Source organism: Enterobacter cloacae complex sp.6700776 (assembly GCF_048284255.1).
Classification (GTDB): Bacteria; Pseudomonadota; Gammaproteobacteria; order Enterobacterales; family Enterobacteriaceae; genus Enterobacter; species Enterobacter intestinihominis.
In genome coordinates, this window is sequence record NZ_JBLVYK010000003.1 from 1 (window position 1) to 24295 (window position 24295).

Sequence of the window (24295 nt, forward strand, 5' to 3'; positions counted from 1 at the left end):
GATTCCTCTGTAGTTCAGTCGGTAGAACGGCGGACTGTTAATCCGTATGTCACTGGTTCGAGTCCAGTCAGAGGAGCCAAATTTGAAAAGCCTGCTTTTGAAGCAGGCTTTTTGCTTTTCTGCGTTTGGTAATTTTGTCGGGTGGCGCTCCGCTTATCCGACCTACGGTCCTGTAGGCCCGGAAAGCGCAACGCCACCGGGCATTGCAAGCCTCACCGGCATCCCCGACCGCCGTTCCAGCTCAGCGCCCGCCCCTTCACTTATCAGCTGCGTCCTTTGCGCGGCCGAAATGGGCAGCGGCACTTTTCGGGTTGATTCAAATTCCGCGCGATTGCGTGAAAGCGGCTCGTGAACCTCTACCCAGCGGCTACCATCCGGCTCGGTGGTCATTTTTACGGGCTGATCGATAAGCTGTACCCGCGTCCCCACCGAAACGTTATCGAACAGGTATTTGATATCGTTATTACGCAGGCGAATGCAGCCCTGGCTGACGCGCAGGCCAATGCCGAAATTTGAGTTGGTACCGTGGATCGCGTACAGCCTGCCGATATAAAGGGCATACAGCCCCATCGGGTTATCCGGCCCGGCGGGAACGAACGCGGGCAACGTTTTCCCCTCTTTCGCGTAAGCACGTCGCGTGTTTGGCGTGGGTGACCAGGTTGGGCCTTCCTGCTTGCGTTCAACGGCGGTTACCCAGTTACGCGGCGTTTCGCGCCCGGCCTGACCGATGCCAATAGGCAGCACCTCAACCGTGTTGCTGCCGGGTGGATAATAGTAAAGACGCATTTCCGCGACGTTCACCACAATCCCTTCACGCACCGTTGGCGGCAGAATAAGCTGCTGCGGCACCACCAGCGCTGTACCGGCACGTGGTAAAAACGGATCTACCCCCGGGTTAGCTTCCAGCATATTGCTTAACCCTTGCCCGTGCTGCGCTGCAAACGCTTCGAGCGGCAGGGTATTGCCTTCAGGTACGGTGACAGTTATCGGCGCTCCCACCAGGCGGCTCCCCTCGGGTGGGAGTGGGTAGGTTACAGCAGATGCAGCGGGAACCAGTATACAAAGCGTAAAAACAAACGCGGCAAATCGAATCATAGTGTTCTGTACTCGGTCAAAGAGAAAGCCTGCCGGTGGGCAGGCTTAGCCTACTCATTCAGTTATCCTTTCGTCGTGCGCCATCTCCGGGTAAGGACTTTTTCCGCTTCAACAATCATGAACATTGCGAACCCGATCAGGAAGGTAATGATCCAGTAGCGGAACGGCAGCGCTTCGGTACCGAACAACATCTGCATAAACGGCGCATAAACGATCAGAAGCTGAAGGGCCAGAAGTACGCCGCTCACGATCCATATGCCCTTGTTAGCCAGCAGACCTTTACTCAGGGAGAAGCCGTCGGTGACGCGGCAGTTGAGCATGTAAAACCACTGGGCAGTGACCAGCGTTTGCAGCAACACGGTGCGGATGAACTCCGCCGAGTAACCGCGCGGTTGCAGCCAGGCCTCCAGCACAAAGGCGCTGATGGCAATCATCAGGCCGACAAACACCACGCGCCAGATGGCGTAACCGTCCATTACGTGCAGGTTAGACTTACGCGGCGGCCGGTTCATGATGTCCTTCTCACCCGCTTCAAACGCCAGACCAAACGACAGCGTTGCCGAGGTTGCCATGTTCATCCACAGGATCAGTACCGGTGTTAACGGGATCAGGTTCCCCGCCAGCAGGGCAATAATGATCAGCAGGGCCTGGGCGATGTTGCTCGGGATAACGAACAGAATGGTCTTTTTCAGGTTGTCGTAGACCCGACGCCCTTCATGGACCGCCCGGGCAATGGTGGCAAAATTATCATCCGTTAACACCATATCGGCGGCTTCTTTGGTGACTTCAGTACCTTTGATCCCCATCGCGATGCCGACATCCGCCCGCTTCAGCGCAGGCGCATCGTTCACGCCGTCCCCGGTCATCCCGACCACTTCCTGCTTACTTTGCAGCGCCTGCACCAGACGGAATTTATCTTCCGGGCTGGTTCGGGCAAAGATATCGTATTTTTGCGCCGCCTCGCTCAGCTGGTGGTCGTCCATCGCCTCCAGTTCGCGCCCGGTAATGGCGCTCGCCGCGTTGCCAATACCCAGCATCTGACCAATGCTCATCGCCGTTTGTGGATGATCCCCGGTAATCATTTTCACGCGAATGCCCGCCTGCAAGCAGTCGGCAATGGCCGAAATGGCTTCCGGGCGCGGGGGATCCATCATGCCCGCAATGCCGAGCAGTATGACCCCCTCTTGCAGATCCGCATGCGTCAGCTCGCGCTGCCCGCTGGCGGCCGGTTTCCAGGCCGCAGCCACCATGCGCAATCCTTCGCGCGCATACTCTTCAATCTTCTCTTCCCAATAGTGCAGGTTGAATGGCTCCAGCCCGTTTTGAGTCTGCTGGTGCTGGCAAAGACGGAAAAGGACGTCCGGCGCACCGGTGATTAACATCACCTCTTCGTCGCCCAGGCGATAAAGGGTGGACATGTATTTATATTGCGAATCGAATGGGATTTTACTGCGCAATTCGGCGTCAATTGGCGGAAGCGGGATTTTTGCCGCCAGCACCTTCAGCGCGCCTTCGGTAGGCCCGCCGGTGATTTTCCACAGCCCCTGCTCATCTTTGATCAGCTGGCTGTCATTACAGAGATCGACGGTGCGCAGATAGCGCTCCAGCACAGACCCCTGGGTCACGGTTACCGGTGTTGGATCGTCAACAGGGTGAATATTGCCCACCGGTTCGTAGCTGTCTCCCTCCACGCGGTAGGTGGTGTCCGCGGTAATCACCGCTTTTACCGTCATCTCATTCATGGTCAGGGTGCCGGTTTTATCCGAGCAGATCACCGTCATCGCCCCCAGCGTTTCCACGGTAGGCAGCTTGCGAATAATCGCCTTGCGACGCGCCATCGCCTGCACGCCCAGCGAGAGGATGATAGAGATAATGGCCGGTAAACCTTCCGGCACCGCCGCCACCGCAAGGCTAATCAGCGACAGCACCAGCTCTGATACGGGCATATCACGGAAGATAAGACTGAAAACGAACAGCGCCAGCATCATCACCAGAATGGTGATAAAAATGGTCTTGCCGAGCTTGTCCATTTGCACCATCAGCGGGGTACGGTGTTTTTCAATGTCCGACATCATCTGGTTGATATGGCCGAGTTCGGTCTCCCCCCCGGTCGCCACCACCAGCCCTTTTCCCCCGCCGGAGCTGACGGTGGTGCCAGAATAAAGCAGGTTGTAACGGTCGCCTAACGGCAACTCCCCGTGGAGCGCATCGCTGCTTTTCTCCACTACCGTGGATTCGCCGGTAAGAATAGCTTCTTCCACCCGCAGGTTGTGCGCCTCTATTACGCGAAGGTCGGCAGGAATGCGATCCCCGGCGCGTATCACCACGATATCTCCCGGCACCAGCGCTGTCGTCGGGATAGTTTCATGGTTGCCCTGCCGGATGACCACAGCCTCGCTGGAGAGCATATTACGAATGCTTTGCAGCGATTTCTCCGCATTGCTCTCCTGAATATGTCCAATCAGGGCGTTGATGATGGCCACCCCAAGAATGACAAACATATCCACCCAGTGTCCCATTATCAGCTTCAGCAGCGCCGCCGCCAGAAGGACGTAAATAAGGACATCGTTGAAATGGGCCAGAAAGCGCAGCCAGCCAGGTTTACCCGGTTTTTGCGGTAAGGCATTTTCACCGTATTTTTCCAGTCTGGCGGTGGCTTCTGCACTGGTAAGTCCGTCCAGGCTGGATTGGATATTTGTCAGGGTTTCATCAACGGTCTGTTGATAATACGGATGGTGAGGCTTTTCTGTTATCATCGTTCCTTCCTCGGGTTCTTTTCAGAAATCACCTTGCTTTCATGTCATTAACGAATAACGAAAACAGGAACATGTGCATAACGAACGATACTCGCCGCCTCTGACCCTAATAAATGGGTTTGAATATTGGGATTGCGCGACCCCACAATAATCGCGCCGACGTTAAGTTCATCCGCCAGTTTGATTACCTCATCACGTATATTCCCGCTGCGAACATGTAGATGGACATTTGCTTCCGGCAGGCTGATTTTTTTTACCAGCGCGGCCAGTTTTTCTTTAGCATTATTAATCATATATTCATCCATCTTTCTCGCGTCTGCAATAAAACCGCGGGTCAGTTCCGCCGAGAACTTTGGCATAACGTACAGCAGATGGACATTACCCGATGCGCTTTGCGCCAGGAATTGGGCATGCTGTAGCGCTTTATCAGACAACGCTGTTTCGTATACATCCACCGGCACCAGAATCGTTTTATACATATCAAGCATCCTTTTTATAACCAACACAACAGTGAGTGAATCAGGAGAGATCGCATCAAACCCATGGGTACAGGCGTGAATGCCTTTTACGGAAAAAAGGAATGGATGCTATTAAACGTAGCACAGGAATATCAGGATGTTATTCAAAGGGGATACGCTATCGTATCGCTTGTTTCGCCTGAGTATGTCACGCCACTAATAATGGTTATTTAACATTTATTTATTCACCGACTATGCTCATAGTCAGACATGCAACACGTTCATTCTCATTATCCCGCGCCACCTTCAACCTCATGGAGGAATGCATGTACGGTTTAAGCCTGATTCGCCTTGGTTTGTTTATTGCGCTTGCCATTATCGCCAGCACAGCAATCGGTTTATTTACCTATGTGGTCGTCTCGGCCCTGGCGGAATAGTGCCACCCCAGCATTGATGACGAAATAAATAAAACAATTATTATCAGGGGAATACTGTGAAGCGCTACCTCTCTCTTCTGCCTGCTGTTTTATTGCTGCTGACGGCGTGCGACCCCAAACCCGACCGCGCCGCACCCCTGCCAAAAATGGTAAAAGTCACAGAGGTGGTCAAGGCCGGCAACGCGCAGCAGCGCGTATTTCCCGCGCGTATCGAATCCGGCGACGCCACCGATCTCGCGTTCAAACGTGCCGGGCAGATTGAGACTCTGGACATTCGCCAGGGTGCCGTTGTCAAACAGGGGCAACGGCTCGCCAGTCTTAACGATCGCGAAGCCCGGCAGCGTCTGAACGACAGACAAACGGCGGCGACCCTGGCTCAGCGGCAGTTCGACCGCTTCCAGACCCTGGCAGGACGCCAGGCCGTGTCGAAGGCCGAGATGGATGTCCAGCGCGCAAACCGCGATTCTGCAAACGCCGCGCTACAGATTGCTCGCGAGGAATTAAGCCAGATGACGCTCGTCGCCCCCTTTAGCGGGACAGCGGCCAGCGTACATGTGCGAAATCATCAGGTCGTCTCAGCCGGCCAGCCCGTCGTCACCCTGACCCGTACCGACCTGCTGGACGTGGTGTTCAGCCTTCCAGAGAACCTGTTTAACACCTTCGATATCCGCAATGCGCAGTACAAACCGGTAGTGAGGATCAACGCCCTGCCCGGTCGCGAGTTTACCGCTGTGTACAAAGAGCACTCAGGCAGTAGCGACAGCAACACATTGACCTGGCAGGTGATTTTAACCATGCCCCGCCCGGATGATTTTCCCGTCGTGGGCGGCGTCAGCGGAACGGTCACCATCAATTTAACCAACCTACCGGCGGGCGTGGGCAGTGAGGCGCTGGTGGTGCCGGTTGAAGCGGTCTTTAACCCGGATAACCGCCCGCGCAATGAGCCACACGTCTGGGTGGTGACGGGCGAAGGCGATACGTTGCACCTGGAAGATCGTAAGGTCAGCGTCGGGCAAGTCAGCGCTGAGGGGGTCGTCATCGTCGGTGGGCTTAAGGCGGGTGAACGCGTGGTGGCCGCAGGCGTTGGGGAGTTACATCCCAACCAGCCGGTACGTATCTGGACGCGTGAACGGGGACTGTAATGGATATCTCTCGTCAGTTTATCAGCAACCCGGTTCGCGTCTGGCTGACTATTCTGCTGCTGGGCGTAGGTGGCATTATTGCCCTGTTGAACATCGGCAGACTGGAAGATCCGGCGTTTACCATCAAAACGGCGGTGGTAATCACTCATTATCCGGGCGCGTCGGCGCAGCAGGTTGAGGAAGAGGTCACCCTGCCGCTGGAAAACGCGCTTCAGCAGTTACCTTACCTGGATAACGTCAGCTCCATCTCCTCCAGCGGCCTGTCGCAGATCACGGTCAATATAGCCTCGCGCTACCACTCAAATGCGCTGCCGCAAATCTGGGATGAACTGCGACGCCGGGTGGGAGATGCCGCCCGACAGTTTCCACCGGGGGTAGTGACCCCGTTTGTGAATGACGATTTTGGCGATGTGTTCGGCTTTTTCTTTGCCATTTCCGGCGATGAATTCAGCAATCCGGAACTGGTGCGGTATGCCGAGCAGCTGCGCCGGGAGTTGGTCCTCGTGCCGGGCGTGGGCAAAGTGGCCATCGGCGGAGCCCTCACCCAGCAGATTAACGTGGACATTTCTCTGAGCAAAATGGCCGCGCGCGGGATTACGCTTAACCAGCTTTCTGCCCAGCTCAGCAGGCTGAACGTGGTTTCCAGCGCGGGAGAGATCCCCTCCGGTACTGAGTCAATTCGTCTGCATCCTACCGGTGAATTCGAAAGTATTGACGAGCTGGCCGATCTCATAGTGACCCCGCCCGGCGTTGGGGCGGCTACCCGTTTACGGGATATTGCCACCCTGTCACGCGGGCTGGATGCGTCCCCTGCCAGCATCTACCATGCCAACGGCAGAAAAGCCGTCACCATGGGCGTCTCCTTTATACCCGGCGTTAACGTGATCGACGTGGGACATGCCCTGGAGGCGAAGCTTGAGCAGATGTCAGCCGAGAAACCGGCAGGTATCCATATCGACCTGTTTTACGATCAGGCGGCGGAGGTCGGGCATTCCGTCAACGGATTTATCATTAATTTCCTGATGGCGCTGGCGATTGTCGTCGGTGTGTTGCTGATCTTTATGGGCTTACGCAGCGGGCTCATTATCGCCTTTTCCCTCGCGCTCAACGTGCTGGGCACGCTGCTGATCATGTATCTCTGGGGCATAGAACTACAGCGTATTTCACTGGGGGCGCTGATCATCGCCCTCAGTATGCTGGTCGATAACGCCATTGTGGTTGTCGAAGGGGTACTGATAGCCCGGCAGCAGGGCTCGCCCCTGCTTAACGCCATTAACGCTATAATTCGCCGCTCTGCGCTGCCGCTGCTGGGTGCGACGGTCATCGCCATCCTGGCTTTTGCGCCCGTCGGGCTGTCGCAGGATTCCACTGGCGAATACTGTAAGTCGCTGTTTCAGGTGCTGTTGATTTCACTGATGCTGAGCTGGTTCTCAGCCCTCACCATTACGCCGGTGCTGATTAAATGGTGGCTGTTTAAACATGACGCTGCACCGCCAGACGCCGACAAAACGGATCCCTACGACAAACGCATCTATCGGATCTATCAGGCGGTGCTCAACGCGCTGTTACGGCGTAAAGCGCCAACGCTGATGGTGATGGCCGCACTGCTGGCTGCCGCCATCTGGGGCTTTGGCTCGGTGCGGCAGAACTTCTTCCCCTCATCCAGTACGCCAATTTTCTTTGTCGACCTCTGGCTTCCTTACGGGACCGACATTAACTGGACCGAGAAGATGACCGGTGATATCGAGAAAACCATTAACGGTCAGCCTGGCGTGGAAACTACGGTCTCGACGATTGGTCAGGGAAGTATGCGATTTATTTTGACCTACAGCGGACAGCGGCAGTACAGCAACTATGCACAAATCATGGTGAGAATGGACGACCAGCGTAACATCCCCGCCCTGACCCGCCACGTTGATGAGTACATCGCACGGAACTACCCGCAGGTTAATGCCAGCACGAAACGGGTGATGTTTGGCCCCTCCGGTGACAGCGCCATTGAAATACGTATTAAGGGCCCCGATCCGGACAGGCTGCGTCTGATCGCCAGCCAGGTAGACAACATTCTTACGCGCGATCCGGCGACGGACAGCGTCAGGAACGACTGGCAAAACCGCAGCAAAGTGATCCGCCCGCAGTACGTCACCGCGCTGGGACGTGAGCTTGGCGTGGATAAGCAGGACGTCGATAACGCCCTGGAGATGAATTTCTCCGGCAGCCGGGCGGGACTGTACAGAGAAGGAAGCGACCTGTTACCCGTGGTGGTGCGCCCGCCGGAAAGTGAACGGCTGGACGCCAATCACCTGAATAACGTCCTGGTATGGAGCCAGACCCGTCAGCAGTATATTCCGCTGAGCAACGTCGTCAGCGGCTTCGCGCTGGAGTGGGAAGATCCGCTGATCCTGCGTCGCGACCGCTCGCGCGTGCTGACCGTGCAGACCGACCCTGACCCGCTAAGCCAGCAAACATCCGGCGATATTCTCGCCCGCGTGAAGCCGCAAATAGATGCCCTGCCTCTGCCCCACGGCTACAGCATCGAATGGGGCGGGGACGCGGAGAACTCCAGCGAAGCGCAGCAGGGGCTATTTACCACGCTGCCGCTCGGGTATCTGGTGATGTTTGTGATCACGGTGCTGATGTTCAGTTCGGTGAAAAACGCCGTCGCTATCTGGCTGACCGTGCCGCTGGCGCTGATCGGCGTTACGCCCGGTTTTTTACTTACCGGGATCCCCTTTGGCTTTATGGCACTGATTGGCCTGCTGAGCCTGAGCGGGATGCTGATCCGCAACGGCATTGTGCTGGTGGAAGAGATAGAGCAGCAGAAAGCGCAGCAGGATCAGCACAGTGCGATCGTTTACGCCGCCACGTCGCGCCTGCGTCCCATCCTGCTCACCGCCTTTACGACCGTGCTTGGCCTCGCCCCCCTGCTGCTGGATGTGTTCTTCCAGAGCATGGCCGTTGTGATTATGTTTGGGCTTGGGTTTGCTACAATCCTGACGCTGCTGGTACTCCCCGTAATTTACGCGTGTTTTCATCGTAAGGACGAAGCTGAACAACAATGAATGCGACAGGGCTGAACATCATCAAGACGCTGGGCTGTATGACGGCGGTCACCTTCTTCACCATCTACAACACCTGGGACCATTACGATTATGACTATCACTGGATCCTCGGTTTTTTAACCTTCATTTCGACCATCGCCACGCCGTTGTTTTTTGTGGTTGCAGGGTATCTGGATGGGCAATCCCGACACGGCACGCGCTGGCAGCTGGATAAGATCAAAAGCCTGGTGATCGTCTTTCTGTTCTGGGTAACCATTTACTACCTGTGGGAGCCCTATCAGCGCGGATATCTGATCCAGCCCTGGTTCGTGTTCGCGTTTGTCGTGATTTACACTTTTCATCCGGCGGTGGAGTGGCTCAGCCAGCGGCGAACGCTGTTTTGCGGGGTGATTGCCACCCTGCTGCTTTTCTCATACGGGTACGATTTGCTGTCAGCCCTCTATCCTGATGTCCACGTGCTTTCATTGTCGCCGCAGTATCGCCTGTGGACGTGGCTGCTGTTTTATCTGACGGGGCAGCTCTTTTGCGATCCGCAGATTGCGGCGTGGATCGGCCGCAAAAATGTGGTCAGGGCAGCGGTAATTGCCATACCGTTTATCTATCTCTTCACGTGGTTTTACGAACGGCATTTCTTTTTTGCGCTATTTAAAGCGGACAGAAACGCCTTTATCCTCACCGGATCGCAAATCTACATCCTGATTATTGCCTTGGTGATTGCGGCCAACGGCGTTCGTTTTCGCCGCAATGCGGAGTTTAAAGAGTCCGTGCTGGCCGCCATTAGCAAAACGATGACCGGGGTCTATATCATGCACTACTCGGTGTTTCACCTGTTGACGGCGCTCATTCCGGTAACGTCCCTGAGCACCAAACTTGCTCTGATTGTGCTCACCTTTGTTACGTCGGTCCTGTTTTCGCTGCTGATTCTGTCCAACGCAGTGGCCAAAAAAGTGATCACCCTTTAAAAGCCCAGGCGCAGCCAGGCAAACAGCACGTTGCCGTTGTTGTAGGTTCCGGGAATATAGGTGAACTGGACGGTGACGCGCTTATATCCGGCAGAGAAAAGCGGGAAGATAAACGGCAGCGGGACATAGTTAGCAAAATCGTCGCGCGCGGTGATCCCCGCGGCGGCCCCCAGCCCCAGACGGAAATCTTTTGCGTTATCCAGATACCAGCCCTTTTCCCAGCCGTAGCCCATCGCGGGCTGCCACTCGTTATGTGAATCTTTAAACATCATGGCAAAGAGCGCGCTCCAGTTGCCCTCGTCGTTGTAGCGAGAAACGCCCAGTCCGCCGCCCCACGGCATTTCGTTGTAGTTATCCGTTTTCTCTTTGTCATACATAAAGCGGGCATGCCAGCTCAGAAACGGCAGGTAGAGATCGTAACGATCTGGCTGCTCCCATGTCTGGGAAATATCGTCTGTTACCGCATCCCACCAGCGGTGGATGCGCTGTTCGCCGTAGACTTTTGGCTCCGCATGCAGCGGCGAAGCCACCAAAAACAGGACTACCCAGAGTGCAGGAAAGAGGCGTTGCATCGTTATTCCCTCAGCTTACGTCACACAGCGATCATTATTACTGTAAACCATTCAGCCATAACCGGAGCCAAACAGGCTGATTTATATTGGGACCCGATAAGATGAAATTTATTGATTCTGCGCTTTCAGGAAAGATAAAAACGTTTTCTCAGGCCGTCTGTCGCGGTAGTCTCATACGTTCCGTCAATATGACGGCTGCAACGTGAGTGACCTTTTCTTATACCAATAATTAAAAATCAGTACAGACAGGACAACTATGGACTCCACCCTCATCTCCGCTCGCCGCAACGAGGAGACACCTTCGCTTAACCGCGCCCGCCGCGCCGCTTTAGGTAGCTTCGCAGGCGCCGTCGTCGACTGGTATGACTTTCTGCTCTACGGTATTACCGCTGCGCTGGTCTTTAACCGTGAATTCTTTCCTCAGATCAGCCCCGCCATGGGCACGCTTGCTGCGTTTGCCACCTTCGGCGTCGGTTTTCTGTTTCGTCCGCTGGGCGGGATAATTTTCGGCCACTTCGGCGATCGCCTTGGCCGTAAGCGCATGCTGATGCTCACCGTCTGGATGATGGGCATTGCCACCGCGCTGATCGGTATTTTGCCCTCCTTTGCATCGATTGGCTGGTGGGCCCCGGTGTTGCTGGTGACGCTTCGCGCCATTCAGGGCTTTGCCGTCGGCGGCGAATGGGGCGGCGCGGCACTGCTGTCCGTGGAAAGCGCGCCGAAGAATAAGAAAGCGTTCTACAGCAGCGGCGTGCAGGTAGGTTATGGCGTGGGTCTGCTGCTCTCCACGGGCCTGGTGTCGCTCATAAGCCAGCTCACGACAGACGAGCAGTTCCTGAGCTGGGGCTGGCGTATTCCGTTTATCTTCAGCATTGTGCTGGTCGTGGTGGCCCTGTGGATCCGTAACGGCATGGAAGAGTCGGCTGAGTTTGAGCGGCAGCAACGCGAAAAACCGGTCGCGAAAAAACGGCTGCCGGTGATGGAAGCGCTGGTGCAGCACCCTGGCGCTTTTCTGAAAATTATCGCCCTGCGCCTGTGCGAACTGCTGACGATGTATATCGTCACCGCCTTCGCCCTCAACTACTCCACGCAAAACCTCGGTCTGCCGCGGGAATTGTTCCTGAACATTGGCCTGGTGGTGGGCGGGATCAGCTGCCTGACCATCCCCTGCTTCGCCTGGCTGGCGGATCGCTTTGGCCGTCGACGGGTGTATATCACCGGGGCGCTCATCGGCACACTCAGCGCCTGGCCGTTCTTTATGGCGCTGGAGGCCCAGTCGGTCTTCTGGATTGTCTTCTTCGCGATCATGCTCGCGAACATCGCTCACGATATGGTGGTCTGCGTGCAGCAGCCGATGTTTACCGAGCTGTTTGGCGCAAGCTACCGCTACAGCGGCGCGGGCGTGGGATATCAGGTGGCGAGCGTGGTCGGCGGCGGGTTTACGCCGTTTATCGCCGCCGCGCTGGTGACGTTCTCCGGCGGGAACTGGCATAGCGTGGCGATTTATCTGCTGGCAGGTTGCCTGCTTTCTGCTGCCACCGCCCTGTTGATGAAGGAAACCGCGCACAGCTGATCTCCTCACTTTTGTTTCACAGGCGTGTGACATACTATCGGTTATAGCCGCACACCTGTGGAACAAGGAGACAGACATGAATAATAAGGGCTCCAGCCTGACCCCGGCTCAGGCGCTGGAAAAACTCGACGCGCTGTATGAACAGTCCGTCAATGCACTGCGCAGCGCCATCAGTGACTATATCGAAACAGGGAAACTTCCCGATGAAAAGGCCAGAACCCAGGGCCTTTTTGTTTATCCATCGCTCTCTGTCACCTGGGACGGCAGCGCCAGCAGCAATCCGAAAACCCGCGCCTATGCGCGTTTCACCCACTCCGGCTGTTACAGCACGACCATCACGCGTCCTGCGCTGTTCCGCCCCTACCTGGAAGAGCAGCTTACCCTGCTGTATCAGGATTACGGCGCGCATATCAGCGTTGAACCGTCCCTGCACGAGATCCCTTACCCGTACGTGATAGACGGCTCAGCGCTGACGCTGGATCGCTCCATGAGCGCGGGGTTGACCCGCCATTTCCCGACCACTGAGCTGTCGCAGATTGGCGATGAGACGGCGGACGGGATCTATCACCCGGCAGAGTTTTCACCGCTGTCTCACTTTGATGCCCGCCGTGTCGATTTTTCGCTGGCACGCCTGCGCCACTACACCGGCACCCCAGCCGAACATTTCCAGCCGTTCGTACTGTTTACCAACTACACCCGCTATGTAGACGAATTTGTCCGCTGGGGCTGTAGCCAGATCCTTGACCCGGACAGCCCTTACATCGCTCTCTCCTGCGCGGGCGGGATCTGGATCACCGCCGAAACCGAAGCACCGGAAGAGGCCATCTCCGACCTGGCGTGGAAAAAGCACCAGATGCCCGCCTGGCACCTGGTTACCGCCGACGGTCAGGGCATTACGTTGATTAACATCGGCGTTGGCCCGTCGAATGCGAAAACCATCTGCGACCATCTGGCGGTTCTGCGCCCGGACGTCTGGCTGATGATCGGCCACTGCGGCGGCCTGCGTGAAAGCCAGCTGATTGGTGATTATGTCCTCGCCCACGCTTATCTGCGTGACGACCATGTCCTTGACGCGGTTCTGCCGCCGGACATTCCTATCCCGAGTATTGCGGAAGTACAGCGCGCCCTGTACGACGCCACCAAAGAGGTGAGCGGCATGCCGGGTGAAGAGGTGAAGCAGCGCCTGCGTACCGGTACGGTCGTCACCACCGACGATCGTAACTGGGAGCTTCGCTATTCCGCCTCCGCCCTGCGTTTCAATCTCAGCCGTGCGGTCGCGATCGATATGGAAAGCGCCACCATTGCCGCGCAGGGCTACCGCTTCCGCGTCCCGTACGGCACGCTGCTGTGCGTGTCCGATAAACCGCTGCACGGCGAGATCAAACTGCCGGGTCAGGCGAACCGTTTCTACGAAGGGGCGATCTCAGAGCACCTTCAGATTGGAATTCGCGCCATCGATTTACTGCGTGCAGAGGGCGACAAACTGCATTCCCGTAAGCTGCGCACCTTCAATGAGCCACCGTTTAGGTGATACTAAGGACACAATATGCACACCACATCACCGCTTACGGCCCTGCGCCAGTGGCTACAGGACAATCAGCTCGACGGGATGATTGTGCCGCGCGCCGATGCCTGGCAGAGCGAATCTTGCGCACCGTATGATGCAAAGCTGGCCTGGCTGACGGGCTTTGACGGCTCGGCGGGGCTGGCGCTGGTACTGAAAGACAGAGCGCTGCTGTTTGTTGACGGACGCTATCAGATTCAGGCCCGCGTACAGGTCAATCTCGACGAGGTGGAGATCCACCATCTGCACAACGAGCCGCTGGCCGAGTGGCTGGCGAAAAATGTTGCGGCCGGCACGCGCATCGGCTTTGATGCGCTGCTGATGACCAATGCAGAGTTTACGCGGCTCTCGGCCACGCCGTGCGAATTGGTACCGCTCGCGCGCTCTCCGTTCGATACCCTCTGGGTTGACCGCCCTGCCGCCCCCGCAGGGCTTATCCGCGAGATGCCTGTAGACATCAGCGGCGAAAGCAGCGCCGCCAAACGCCAGCGCGCCGCCGCCGTGCTGGCAGAGCACCGCGCGGATTATCTGGCCGTTACCCTGCCGGACAATATCGCCTGGCTGCTGAACGTGCGGGGCTCAGATATCCCCTTTTGCCCGGTGCCTCTGTCGTTTGCCCTGCTGAGCCGCGAGGGTGCGGTGGAATGGTTTGTGGATGACAGCAAGCTGAATGCGCTGCCGGATGCCGTGCGGAACGCCTTCACGATTGCGCCTCAGGAAGCCTTTATCCCGCGCTGTAGGCAGCTTGCGCAGGGTAAGCGGGTCATGATCGATCCCGATTCCGCACCGGTGGCGTTACGCTTTGCGGTTGAACCTCAGGGGGAAATTATCTGGCAGACCGACCCGATCACCCTGATGAAAGCTACGAAAAACCCGGTGGAGCTGGCGGGCTATCGTGAATGTCATCACCAGGACGGTGCGGCATGGGTGAATTTCCTGGCCTGGCTGAGCCGGGAAGTTCCTCAGCGGGCCGCGTCGGGAATGCCGCTGACCGAGCTTGACGTGCAGGCGAAACAGCTTGCGTTCCGCCTGCAACAGCCTGGCTTTGTCGAGCCGAGTTTCGCCACCATTTCCGCTTCCGCGAGTAACGCGGCGATGTGCCATTACCACTCAAGCGAGGCCAGCAACAAGCCCATCGGCCACGACCACTTTTACCTGAATGATTCCGGGGGGCAGTACCGCAACGGCACCACGGACGCGACGCGTACACTGGCCTGGGGAAAGGTCGATCCACAGCAGCGTTTGCACTACACCGCAGTGCTTAAAGGCTTCCTGTCGCTGATTACCCTTCAGTTCCCGTCCGGCACTCAGGGGCACCAGCTGGATGCCTTTGCGCGCCGTCCGCTGTGGGAGTTGGGACTGGATTACGACCACGGCACCGGGCATGGCGTAGGGCATCAGCTTCTGATCCACGAGAACCCGCACCGTTTTGCGCAAAAGGTCAACCCGTGGCCGCTGGTGGCGGGCAATATTATGACCATTGAGCCGGGTTACTACCTGGGCGATAGCCACGGTATTCGCATTGAAAACCAGGTGGAGATTGTCGAAAGCCGTCCGGGATTTTGTAAGTTTGCCTCGCTGACGCTGATCCCAATCGATTTAAGCCAGGTGGAGCTGCATCTGTTGAGCGAGTCAGAAAAACAGTGGCTGGATGAGTACCACCAGCAGGTACGAGAGGCGCTTTCACCCCGGGTGGACAGCGATGCGCGGCCGTGGCTGGTGGAGGCAACGGCGCCAATACGTGTGAACCGGTAGTGCGGCTTTTGCCGGGTGGTGGCTTCGCCTTACCCGGCCTACGATTCGATGTTTTTGTAGGTCGGGTAAGCGGAGCGCCACCCGACAATTTTACTGAACGCAGAAAAGCAAAAAGCCTGCTATAAAAGCAGGCTTTTCAAATTTGGCTCCTCTGACTGGACTCGAACCAGTGACATACGGATTAACAGTCCGCCGTTCTACCGACTGAACTACAGAGGAATCGTGTGAACGGGGCGCATATTATCGATGCGCCCTGAGGATGTCAAAGGGTGAATGCAGATTTTCAATCGTTTGCCGATTTATTCTCCACTTCGCACATTTGTCAGGCACTTGCCGTTTCCGAAACCTCCTGCTCCGGTTTTTTTCGCGGATATTTCCACAGCCAGCGTCCGCTCACCATGCGCCAGTAGAACAGCGCCCCGCGCACGGCCCAGTCAAGGAACATCCCCAGCCAGACGCCGACAACGCCCATACCTAACATTACCCCCAGCGTGTAGCCCGCCACGACGCGGCAGCCCCACATGCCGAGCATGGAGACCCACATCGCAAACCGGGCATCGCGCGCCCCTTTCAGCCCGGCAGGAAGTACCCAGGACGCGGCCCAAATTGGCATAAACGCCGCGTTGAGCCAAATCAGCACCTTCACGACCTCTTTCACGTCATTTTCATGCGTATAGAACGAGGCCATTAGCCCGGCTAAAGGCGCAGTTCCCCACGCAATCGCCGTCAGTCCAATGGTTGAAAGCCAGAAGACATGCCGAAGCTGCCGTTCCGCCTGCCCTATCTGCCCCTTTCCGAGGCGTCTGCCGGTGATGATCGTCGACGCCGATCCCAGTGCGTTTCCGGGCAGGTTAATGAGCGAGGCGATGGAGAAAGCAATAAAGTTGCCGGCGATGACGTCTGTTCCCATCCCGGCAACAAACATCTGCGTCAGCAGTTTCCCACCGTTAAACAACACGGATTCGATGCTGGCCGGAATACCGATCCCCATCACTTCCCAGATAATGGCGAAGTTAAGCGGACGGAAATAGCTTTTCAGCGTCAGGCGCAGCGATGGCGTAATTCCCGCCATCAGCACGCCGATTATCGCCGCCGCACCAATATAACGGGAAATGGTCAACCCTAATCCCGCGCCGACAAAGCCCAGCCCCTCCCAGGAAAAGACACCGTAAATCAAAACACTGCTGATAATGATGTTCAGGATGTTCATGCCGCCATTTATTAGCAGCGGAATTTTGGTATTCCCTGCGCCACGAAGCGCACCACTACCAATCAGCGCGATGGCAGCCGCAGGATAGCTCAGCACCGTCATTTCCAGATAGGTGAGCGCCAGATCCTTCACTTCACCTGTCGCTTCACCCGCGACGATGTCGATAATTTCTTTGCCGTAATAATGGATAACCGCCGCCAGGATGATCGAAAAGAGGGTCATGATCATCAGCGACTGTCTGGCCGCCTCCCGGGCGCGTTTTGGATCAAGTTTCCCAAGACTAAACGCCACCACTACCGTTGTACCGAGATCGATAGCGGCAAAGAAGGACATCACAACCATGTTGAAACTGTCCGCCAGCCCTACCCCGGCCATGGCTTCTTTACCGAGCCAGCTCACCAGGAAGGTGCTTAACACCCCCATCAACAGGACGCAGGTATTCTCCAGGAAAATAGGCACAGCAAGGGGGGTGATTTCACGCCAGAACAGAACTCGATAACTCTTACGTTTTGCATACCAGGGCGTGCGCATAATCGCCTGGCGCAGGGGTGCGGTGACGTTCAAAATGGGCCTTAACGAGAAAGTTGAAACTCCATTTCAAATGATGGGGCAGAAATGCGTATCCTGCAAAGTATTTTCCAGAAAAATTATGTTTGGATTTACAACAAAATGACGACAGAATCATCAAACAATCACTTTTGCCTGCGATCAGGTTTGACAAAAGTTTTTTCGCCGCTAAGATAAGCCTCCACAACGATTCCTCTGTAGTTCAGTCGGTAGAACGGCGGACTGTTAATCCGTATGTCACTGGTTCGAGTCCAGTCAGAGGAGCCAAATTAAAAAAGCCTGCTTTTAGAGCAGGCTTTATGCTTTTCTGCGCCACGTAAATTGTCGGGTGGCGCTACGCTTACCCGACCTAGGGTCCTGTAGGCCCGGTAAGCGCAGCGCCACCGGGCAACAGAGTGAGCGATTACTCGCCTTTAGCGTCGACGTTTTTGATTTCGCCCATCACTTTCAGCTTTTTGGAGATGTCGCGACGCTCTTTGGACAGCTCAGCGTTTTTGATGATGTAGTCATCAACGCGATCTTCATAATCGCTCTTCATGCTGGCGATGATGCCCTGAATGGCTTCAACGCTCATACCTGGCTTGATGTAGTCGCTCAGGTTGTCCAGCAGCAGGACACGTTTCTGGTTGTCACGGATCTTCTTCTCTACGTCCTGGATTTCGCGCTGTAGCTTGTTTTTGCGGCGGAACAGGCGGACGAACTCCAGAACATCCTGGAACGAAGGCTTGGTAGTTTCCATTTTTACACCCCTGATAATGTGAGATTCGGATTCGTTAAAGCAACCGTTTTAACAGACAGCGGCTGCGAATGACAATGAGTATATCGTTTAAAACCATCATAACCCTAATTGTTGCTGAATCGAAGCAGCAGGCATCACATACGCTTTTTATTTGCGCAGTGCCCGGCAAATCAGCTGCGATAACAACTCCAGCTGTCGCGCCAGCTCCATACTCAGCCAGACATAGCCGTGGATGGGCGTTTCCGACACATTGTCGCCCTGACGCTCATTCATCAGCTGTTTGAGCTCGATGACGATGTCATTCAGCCGCTCGCTGTTCGCCCGTATCGGCTGTGGGTTACCTTCGTAAAGTGCATGAGCGATGGTCAGCAGGGTTTGTTGCGTCATCTGCTGCGTCTCTTTCAGCGTATGCGCGTTGAGCATCAGAAGATGGCTGGGGCGTGAGGCCCAGTGGGCATTGATTTGCAGTTCAAGCATACAGACCAGATTACGGCTGACCGTTTGAATGGCTTCAAAAATGGCTTTCTGGATATGCGTCTCTTTGCTTGCCGGGGTAATTAACCCGCGCATTTTGACCACATCATTAAGGATTTTTTGCAGGTGCTTTTCCAGCCGCGGACGCTCAATCAGATTCGGCGAAAACCCGGCCTGGTAAACCCGGTTAAATGCCGTGACGTAGTTTGCCATCTGAATGCGCCAGTGCAGGAAGGCGCGCTGCGGCCAGATGCCGGTAAACAGCATGGCGAGCAACGAGCCGAGGATCACGTCCCCGCTTCGCCACAATGCGGTGGTCATATCGCCCGCCGGTGCGCCGACCACTACCGCGAGCGTAATGCCAATCAGCAACGCCTGATACGGTTTCTTGCCGAGGGCCAGCCATCCGCAAAGAAACATCGCCACTGCGCACCACAGCAACATGAACGGAAATGAAATTAGCTCCAGCTTCAGGGCGATAAGCCCAAGCGCCGAGCCTAAAACGGTACCACCTATGCGTTCGAAAGCGCGAGGGACCACGTTCCCCCAGAATGAGATCGGCCCCATCACCACCACCAGCGTGATCAGCGGCCACGTTCCTTCCGGGATATCCAGCAAACGAACCAGTACGAAGGTCAGCACAAACGCCAGCGCAATGCGGCAACCGTGCACCACGCGATAATGTTTGTATAACCGAATTTCAAAAGGGGTTAATGACTTGTCGGGGCGCACACCCGTCTCCAGCTTTACGGCAAACCACAATTGTACTGTGTTTTCAGCCGGGTGGATCGCGCCCGGCTGAAAAACCCTGCGTTTCGCAGGATTATCCCACTTTGTGCTCTACCGGTACAAACATCTCAATATCCCAGTAGCCGTCAGCATTGCCATCGTTCAGATAGCGTTCGAAGCAGGGTTTTGGCGCAATCTGGAATTTGCTGTCTTCCAGCAGGGAGTTGAAGAACTGATACCACGGGGTAGCGAAATCATGATTTTCGACGCGCGCGGCGGCAATAGCATACTCTCCGGCAGCAATTTCGGTCAGCATTACCCCTTCGCTGTTATCAGGGATAGTGAAATCGTCCGCTACCGTTACGGCGGTAACGCAGCGAAGCTTTTCTGCCGGCACGTCATCCGGATTGTCATAATAAACGGCCACCCACTCCTGCGGCTGAATATGTCGTCCATCTACCCACATGACCAGCTGTTCAAATCCCTGCTTGACCGTCTTTTCCCACGGTCCCACGAGATGAAAGCCAGCGATCGTACGTTTCTGTTGCTGCCTGATGCTGTAGTCCATGCTGCCTCCGTTTTTTACTGTATATATATACACTATAAAGCAGAATCGAGATTATCGGCAAACCAGGAGTGTTTATTATGTGAGCAGACTCGCAACACTGCCAGTCTGCCCGAAAAGGTTAGAGTTTATGATGCAGATAATCGCCGAGGCGGGAGAAAAGGCCGCCCTTTTCAACGCGCTCCAGCGTAACCAATGGCCAGTGCGCTACCACCTTGTCACGATCGTACAGCTGGATCTCCCCTACCCGCTGATGCGCGGCGATCGGCGCTTCCAGCTCTTTTTTATCCATTACATATTTCGCCTTGATGTTCGGCACTTCCGTTTTGGGTAATGCCAGCCAGAAATCCTGATCCGTGCCCAGCGCGATCTGCTCTTTATCGCCATACCAGATGCGTTCGGTTCCCACTTTTTTGCCGTTATGCAGGATCTGCACCGTATCGAAATTTTGCTGTCCCCAGTGGAGCAGCTTGCGCGCCTGATCTTCACGTCCTTTCGGGCTGTCTGCCCCCATCACCACCGCAATCAGTCGACGCTGACCGTCCACTGCGGAGGCGATCAGGTTAAAGCCCGCGCCCGAGGTGTGTCCCGTTTTCAGACCATCCACGTTCATGGTCTTATCCCACAGCAGGCCGTTGCGGTTCTGCTGAGTGATGCCGTTCCAGGTCAGACTCTTCTCGCTGTACATGTGGTAGAACTCAGGCTCGCCGTGGATGATGGCCCGGGAAAGCACGGCGAGATCGTAAGCGGAGCTGTGCTGACCCGGTGCATCCAGCCCGTGTACGGTTTCGAAGTGGGTATCGCGCAGGTTCAGCTTTTCAACGTAGTCATTCATCATCCTGACGAACTGCGGCTGACCGCCCGCCACGTGATCCGCCAGCGCCACGCAGGCGTCATTGCCGGAATCAACAATCAGGCCGCGGCTGAGATCGCGCACAGAAACCCGATCGCCCTGCTTCAGAAACATCAGAGACGAACCGTCAAAGACCGGATTGCCTTTTGCCCAGGCGTCACGTCCGACCGTCACAATGTCATCGGGGCTGATGCGGTGGCTATCAATGGCACGATCGACAACGTACCCCGTCATCAGTTTGGTCAGGCTCGCCGGATTACGCTGCTGATGTTCGTTGCCCGCCGTTAAGATTTGACCCGTGGTGTAATCCATCAATACCCAGGATCCTGCCTGGATGGCAGGCGGCTGAGGTGAAAAATCCAGCGGCTCGGCAGCCAGCGCGGATGAAATACTCGAAGCGAGTAAAGAAACAGCAATAAACAGACGGCGTTTCAACGGTATATCCTCAGGTCAGTAAAAATCGATGACCTTTTTACGGGAGTTCTGATGTCGTTACCTGCCTTAATTGCAAAAAAATGTGACAGCACGCAGATTTTTTCGGAACAAATCTCGCAAATTTCTTGCCTGAAGGTGCTTTTTATTCGGACTGCTCACCCCAATCGTTTACCATAGAGACGTCAATTTTTAACAGGATGAGATTACTGGTGTCTGACTCTGCCGCGCGCCCGACTTTTTTGTTCCACGATTACGAAACCTTTGGCACCCATCCGGCGCTGGACCGACCGGCGCAGTTTGCGGCTATCCGAACCGATGACGAATTTAACGTCATCGGCGAACCCGAGGTGTTTTACTGTAAACCCGCCGATGACTATCTGCCGCAGCCGGGCGCGGTGATGGTGACGGGCATCACCCCTCAGGAAGCGCGGGATAAAGGCGTTAGCGAAGCAGAATTTGCCCGTCGCATCCACGACCTGTTCACGGTGCCCAATACCTGCGTGGTGGGTTACAACAACATCCGTTTTGACGATGAAGTGACGCGCAATATCTTCTACCGCAACTTCTACGATCCGTATGCCTGGAGCTGGCAGAACCGCAATTCGCGCTGGGATTTGCTGGATATTATGCGCGCCTGCTATGCGCTGCGCCCGGAGGGAATTAACTGGCCGGAGAACGACGACGGCTTGCCGAGCTTCAAGCTCGAGCACCTGACGCGGGCCAACGGCATCGAGCACAGCAACGCCCACGACGCGATGGCAGACGTCTACGCGACCATCGCTATGGCGAAGCTCGTAAAAACCGCGCAGCCGCGCCTGTTTGAGTATCTGCTGAGCCATCGCAGCAAGCAAAAGCTGATGACGCTGATTGACGTGCCGCAGATGAAACCGCTGGTGCACATTTCAGGGATGTTTGGCGCGTGGCGCGGGAACACAAGCTGGGTGGCACCGCTTGCCTGGCATCCAGACAACCGTAACGCCGTCATCATGGTGGATCTTGCCGGGGATATCTCGCCGCTGCTTGAGCTCGACAGCGACACCTTACGTGAACGGCTTTATACGCCGAAAGAGGCGCTGGGTGACCTGCCAGCCGTACCGGTAAAACTGGTGCACATCAATAAATGCCCGGTGCTTGCGCAGGCCAACACGCTGCGCCCGGAAGACGCCGACCGGCTGGGGATTAACCGTCAGCACTGCCTCGATAACCTGAAAGTGCTGCGCGACAACCCGCAGGTGCGCGAGAAAGTCGTCGCCATTTTTGCCGAAGCAGAGCCGTTCGTGCCGTCTGAGAATGTGGATGCGCAGCTTTATAACGGCTTCTTTAGCGATGCCGATCGCGCGGCGATGAACATCGTGCTGCAAACCGACCCGCGTAACCTGCCCGCGCTGGATATCACCTTCGCAGATAAGCGTATTGAGAAGCTGATGTTTAACTACCGTGCGCGCAACTATCCCGGCTCGCTGGATGAAGCAGAGCAGGAGCGCTGGTTACAGCATCGGCGCAACGTGTTTACACCGGAGTTTCTTAATAGCTATGCCCAGGAGCTGGAGATGCTTTACGGCCAGTATGAAGGGAATGCTGAGAAACAGGCGCTGCTGAAAGCGCTGTTCCAGTACGCGCAAGAAATTGTCTGAGTAGCGGGTACAAAAAAGCCGGAGGCGATGTCTCCGGCTTTTTTTTTTGCCCGGTGGCGCTTCGCTTACGCGGGCCTACGGTGTAGAAGTCCGTAGGTCGGGTAAGGCGAAGCCGCCACCCGACACAGTCTTACGCGACGTCTTCGTACTGAGGAACCGGGTTGCGGAAGCTCTTCGTTACGCAAGCCAGGTAAATCAGACCGATTGCACCCCAGATCAGACCCAGAACCATTGAGCTCTCTTCCAGGTTGATCCACAGGGCGCCCACCGTCAGGGCACCACACACTGGCAGCACCAGATAGTTGATGTGGTCCTTCAGCGTCTTGTTGCGCTTCTCACGGATCCAGAACTGCGAAATCACGGAGAGGTTAACGAAGGTGAACGCCACCAGCGCACCAAAGTTAATCAGCGCAGTGGCCGTTACCAGGTCGAACTTGATTGCCAGCAGGGCAATTGCGCCCACCAGCAGCACGTTCCACGCCGGGGTACGCCATTTCGGATGCACGTAACCAAAGAAGCGAGTTGGGAACACACCGTCACGGCCCATCACGTACATCAGACGAGAAACGCCCGCGTGCGCTGCCATACCGGATGCCAGTACGGTGACGCTGGAGAAGATCAGCACGCCCCACTGGAAGGTTTTACCCGCCACGTACAGCATGATTTCAGGCTGCGATGCATCCGGATCTTTAAAGCGAGAGATATCCGGGAAGTACAGCTGTAAGAAATAAGACGCACCGATGAAGATCAGGCCGCCAATCAGCGCGGTCAGGAAAATCGCTTTCGGGATCACGCGCTCAGCGTCTTTGGTCTCTTCAGACAGAGAAGAGATACCGTCGAAGCCCAGGAACGAGAAGCACAGGATAGTCGCCCCGGTGATCATCGGCACAACGTGCGCACCTTCAGACCAGAACGGACGGGTGCTGGTCAGCGTACCTGCGCCCTCACCGTGGGAAACGCCGTAGATGATCAGCCCAACGATAACCGCAACAATCCCCATCTGAAGGATCACGATCAGGGTGTTGAAGTTAGCCACGGTCTTGATGCTGCGCAGGTTAGAGATGGTCATAAAGGCCACCAGCGCCACAACGAAGATCCACGACGGTACGGAAGGCACCAGCGCTTCGAAGTAAATTTTTGCCAGCAGAATGTTGATCATCGGCATGAACAGGTAGTCCAGCAGTGATGACCAGCCCACCATAAAGCCAACAGCCGGGCTAATGGATTTCTGAGCATAGGTGTACGCAGAGCCTGCGGACGGGAAACGGCGAACCAGTTTACCGTAGCTCAGCGCTGTAAAGAGAATGGCGACCAGTGCAAAGGCGTACGCCGTTGCAACGTGACCGTCAGTGAGGCCTGATACGATACCGAATGTATCGAACAGCGTCATCGGTTGCATATAGGCAAGGCCCATCATAACAACCGGAATCAACGTAAGCGTTTTACGTAATTCCACGCGAGAGGTGTTTGGAGTTGCGTTATGCGACATAGTTATTCTCCTTTACGGTGATAACCGCCACGTAAGCGAAAAATTGCCCCATTTCTTTCTTCCTCAGCGACAACAACTGTCGGATTTTAGTAAATATCTATCCGGTACGAAGCCCGGCCTCTTGGTTTTTAGTTTCGTTTCGTACATGCAAAAAAAAATAACCGACGCCTTTTATATCGTCGATTATTCATTTGTTTGCAGCGGCGGCATTTTGCCCTATTCCA

At 55.8% G+C, this 24295-nt stretch carries 17 protein-coding genes, 3 tRNA genes and 1 pseudogene; 9 read left to right on the forward strand and 12 right to left on the reverse strand.

The genetic code is table 11. The annotated features are described in order from the left end of the window. Window positions 1-3: 3 nt before the first annotated feature. A tRNA-Asn gene (locus tag ACNQ0T_RS06195) sits at window positions 4-79 on the forward strand. 83 nt (window positions 80-162) lie between these two features. Here ACNQ0T_RS06195 and ldtA read toward each other — a convergent pair. The 3 genes from ldtA to ACNQ0T_RS06210 form a co-directional block, all read right to left on the reverse strand. Continuing rightward, on the reverse strand, window positions 163-1095 hold the full coding sequence (gene ldtA, locus ACNQ0T_RS06200) for a L,D-transpeptidase (RefSeq protein ID WP_155025686.1): 933 nt from the start codon (window positions 1093-1095) through the stop codon (window positions 163-165). A gap of 62 nt (window positions 1096-1157) precedes the next feature. After that, on the reverse strand, window positions 1158-3851 hold the full coding sequence (locus tag ACNQ0T_RS06205) for a cation-transporting P-type ATPase (protein ID WP_038416342.1): 2694 nt from the start codon (window positions 3849-3851) through the stop codon (window positions 1158-1160). Window positions 3852-3898: 47 nt separating this feature from the next. After that, the gene (locus ACNQ0T_RS06210) at window positions 3899-4330 is read right to left on the reverse strand and encodes a universal stress protein (protein ID WP_023300514.1); all 432 of its coding nucleotides are present in this window, start codon (window positions 4328-4330) and stop codon (window positions 3899-3901) included. Window positions 4331-4802: 472 nt separating this feature from the next. On the opposite strand from ACNQ0T_RS06210, the gene ACNQ0T_RS06215 reads away from it, so the two are divergent. From ACNQ0T_RS06215 to ACNQ0T_RS06225, 3 genes are read left to right on the forward strand one after another with little or no spacing between them, the layout of a single operon-like run. Further along, complete coding sequence (locus ACNQ0T_RS06215; RefSeq protein ID WP_023300515.1) at window positions 4803-5888, forward strand: efflux RND transporter periplasmic adaptor subunit; 1086 nt, start codon at window positions 4803-4805, stop codon at window positions 5886-5888. After that, on the forward strand, window positions 5888-8950 hold the full coding sequence (locus ACNQ0T_RS06220) for an efflux RND transporter permease subunit (protein ID WP_150311909.1): 3063 nt from the start codon (window positions 5888-5890) through the stop codon (window positions 8948-8950). The genes ACNQ0T_RS06215 and ACNQ0T_RS06220 overlap by 1 nt, the downstream gene beginning before the upstream one ends. A 38-nt stretch (window positions 8951-8988) precedes the next feature. After that, window positions 8989-9912, forward strand: a complete 924-nt coding sequence (locus tag ACNQ0T_RS06225; RefSeq protein ID WP_161956935.1) for an acyltransferase — start codon at window positions 8989-8991, stop codon at window positions 9910-9912. On the opposite strand, the gene pagP is transcribed toward ACNQ0T_RS06225, so the two are convergent. Next, on the reverse strand, window positions 9909-10484 hold the full coding sequence (gene pagP / locus ACNQ0T_RS06230) for a lipid IV(A) palmitoyltransferase PagP (protein ID WP_023300518.1): 576 nt from the start codon (window positions 10482-10484) through the stop codon (window positions 9909-9911). The genes ACNQ0T_RS06225 and pagP overlap by 4 nt on opposite strands. 256 nt (window positions 10485-10740) lie before the next feature. Here pagP and shiA point away from each other — a divergent pair, with 256 nt between their 5' ends. The 3 genes from shiA (at window position 10741) to ACNQ0T_RS06245 (ending at window position 15376) form a co-directional block, all read left to right on the forward strand. After that, window positions 10741-12057, forward strand: coding sequence for a shikimate transporter (gene shiA / locus ACNQ0T_RS06235; RefSeq protein ID WP_017383305.1), 1317 nt, complete (start codon window positions 10741-10743; stop codon window positions 12055-12057). A 76-nt stretch (window positions 12058-12133) separates the two neighbouring features. Then, window positions 12134-13588 carry an AMP nucleosidase gene (locus tag ACNQ0T_RS06240; RefSeq protein WP_022648595.1) on the forward strand — a complete coding sequence of 485 codons (1455 nt, stop codon included), beginning with the start codon at window positions 12134-12136 and terminating at the stop codon, window positions 13586-13588. A gap of 15 nt (window positions 13589-13603) precedes the next feature. Next, entirely contained in the window at window positions 13604-15376 is a 1773-nt protein-coding gene (locus ACNQ0T_RS06245; protein WP_046619212.1) for an aminopeptidase P family protein, read from the forward strand. A 143-nt stretch (window positions 15377-15519) separates the two neighbouring features. On the opposite strand, the gene ACNQ0T_RS06250 is transcribed toward ACNQ0T_RS06245, so the two are convergent. Further along, window positions 15520-15595, reverse strand: a tRNA-Asn gene (locus ACNQ0T_RS06250). A 103-nt stretch (window positions 15596-15698) separates the two neighbouring features. Then, window positions 15699-17182, reverse strand: a pseudogene (gene emmdR / locus ACNQ0T_RS06255) (multidrug efflux MATE transporter EmmdR). A gap of 162 nt (window positions 17183-17344) precedes the next feature. Between emmdR and ACNQ0T_RS06260 the strand changes: the two are divergent. Beyond that, window positions 17345-17420: transfer RNA gene (locus ACNQ0T_RS06260), tRNA-Asn, on the forward strand. A 136-nt stretch (window positions 17421-17556) separates the two neighbouring features. Here ACNQ0T_RS06260 and ACNQ0T_RS06265 read toward each other — a convergent pair. The 4 genes from ACNQ0T_RS06265 to dacD all read right to left on the reverse strand — a co-directional run bounded on the left by ACNQ0T_RS06265 (window position 17557) and on the right by dacD (window position 20954). Beyond that, a complete protein-coding gene (locus ACNQ0T_RS06265; protein ID WP_000450410.1) occupies window positions 17557-17892 on the reverse strand; it encodes a DUF496 family protein in 336 nt (111 codons plus the stop codon). Between the two features lie 147 nt (window positions 17893-18039). Continuing rightward, entirely contained in the window at window positions 18040-19098 is a 1059-nt protein-coding gene (locus ACNQ0T_RS06270; protein ID WP_022648598.1) for an FUSC family protein, read from the reverse strand. Between the two features lie 91 nt (window positions 19099-19189). Further along, window positions 19190-19663 carry a DNA gyrase inhibitor SbmC gene (gene sbmC / locus ACNQ0T_RS06275; protein WP_022648599.1) on the reverse strand — a complete coding sequence of 158 codons (474 nt, stop codon included), beginning with the start codon at window positions 19661-19663 and terminating at the stop codon, window positions 19190-19192. Window positions 19664-19781: 118 nt separating this feature from the next. Beyond that, complete coding sequence (dacD, locus tag ACNQ0T_RS06280; protein ID WP_139153368.1) at window positions 19782-20954, reverse strand: serine-type D-Ala-D-Ala carboxypeptidase DacD; 1173 nt, start codon at window positions 20952-20954, stop codon at window positions 19782-19784. A 191-nt stretch (window positions 20955-21145) separates the two neighbouring features. Here dacD and sbcB point away from each other — a divergent pair, with 191 nt between their 5' ends. Further along, complete coding sequence (sbcB, locus tag ACNQ0T_RS06285) at window positions 21146-22582, forward strand: exodeoxyribonuclease I (protein WP_417929780.1); 1437 nt, start codon at window positions 21146-21148, stop codon at window positions 22580-22582. Between the two features lie 130 nt (window positions 22583-22712). Here the strand turns inward: sbcB and ACNQ0T_RS06290 are convergent, their stop codons facing one another. Together ACNQ0T_RS06290 and yoeI are read right to left on the reverse strand one after the other, a co-directional pair. Then, complete coding sequence (locus tag ACNQ0T_RS06290) at window positions 22713-24071, reverse strand: APC family permease (RefSeq protein ID WP_022648602.1); 1359 nt, start codon at window positions 24069-24071, stop codon at window positions 22713-22715. Then, window positions 24061-24123: a membrane protein YoeI gene (gene yoeI, locus ACNQ0T_RS06295; RefSeq protein WP_099458931.1), complete on the reverse strand. Its 63-nt coding sequence runs from the start codon at window positions 24121-24123 to the stop codon at window positions 24061-24063. The genes ACNQ0T_RS06290 and yoeI overlap by 11 nt, the downstream gene beginning before the upstream one ends. Window positions 24124-24295: the final 172 nt, after the last annotated feature.

What these genes read in the sequence shown, in the direction of transcription:
- sbcB (WP_417929780.1), top strand. Translation starts at nt 21,146, where the DNA reads ATGAGATTACTGGTGTCTGACTCTGCCGCGCGCCCGACTTTTTTGTTC.
- ACNQ0T_RS06220 (WP_150311909.1), top strand. Translation starts at nt 5,888, where the DNA reads ATGGATATCTCTCGTCAGTTTATCAGCAACCCGGTTCGCGTCTGGCTG.
- ACNQ0T_RS06240 (WP_022648595.1), top strand. Translation starts at nt 12,134, where the DNA reads ATGAATAATAAGGGCTCCAGCCTGACCCCGGCTCAGGCGCTGGAAAAA.
- ACNQ0T_RS06290 (WP_022648602.1), bottom strand. Translation starts at nt 24,071, where the DNA reads ATGTCGCATAACGCAACTCCAAACACCTCTCGCGTGGAATTACGTAAA.
- ACNQ0T_RS06265 (WP_000450410.1), bottom strand. Translation starts at nt 17,892, where the DNA reads ATGGAAACTACCAAGCCTTCGTTCCAGGATGTTCTGGAGTTCGTCCGC.
- sbmC (WP_022648599.1), bottom strand. Translation starts at nt 19,663, where the DNA reads ATGGACTACAGCATCAGGCAGCAACAGAAACGTACGATCGCTGGCTTT.
- ldtA (WP_155025686.1), bottom strand. Translation starts at nt 1,095, where the DNA reads ATGATTCGATTTGCCGCGTTTGTTTTTACGCTTTGTATACTGGTTCCC.
- pagP (WP_023300518.1), bottom strand. Translation starts at nt 10,484, where the DNA reads ATGCAACGCCTCTTTCCTGCACTCTGGGTAGTCCTGTTTTTGGTGGCT.
- ACNQ0T_RS06210 (WP_023300514.1), bottom strand. Translation starts at nt 4,330, where the DNA reads ATGTATAAAACGATTCTGGTGCCGGTGGATGTATACGAAACAGCGTTG.
- ACNQ0T_RS06245 (WP_046619212.1), top strand. Translation starts at nt 13,604, where the DNA reads ATGCACACCACATCACCGCTTACGGCCCTGCGCCAGTGGCTACAGGAC.
- ACNQ0T_RS06225 (WP_161956935.1), top strand. Translation starts at nt 8,989, where the DNA reads ATGACGGCGGTCACCTTCTTCACCATCTACAACACCTGGGACCATTAC.
- ACNQ0T_RS06205 (WP_038416342.1), bottom strand. Translation starts at nt 3,851, where the DNA reads ATGATAACAGAAAAGCCTCACCATCCGTATTATCAACAGACCGTTGAT.
- shiA (WP_017383305.1), top strand. Translation starts at nt 10,741, where the DNA reads ATGGACTCCACCCTCATCTCCGCTCGCCGCAACGAGGAGACACCTTCG.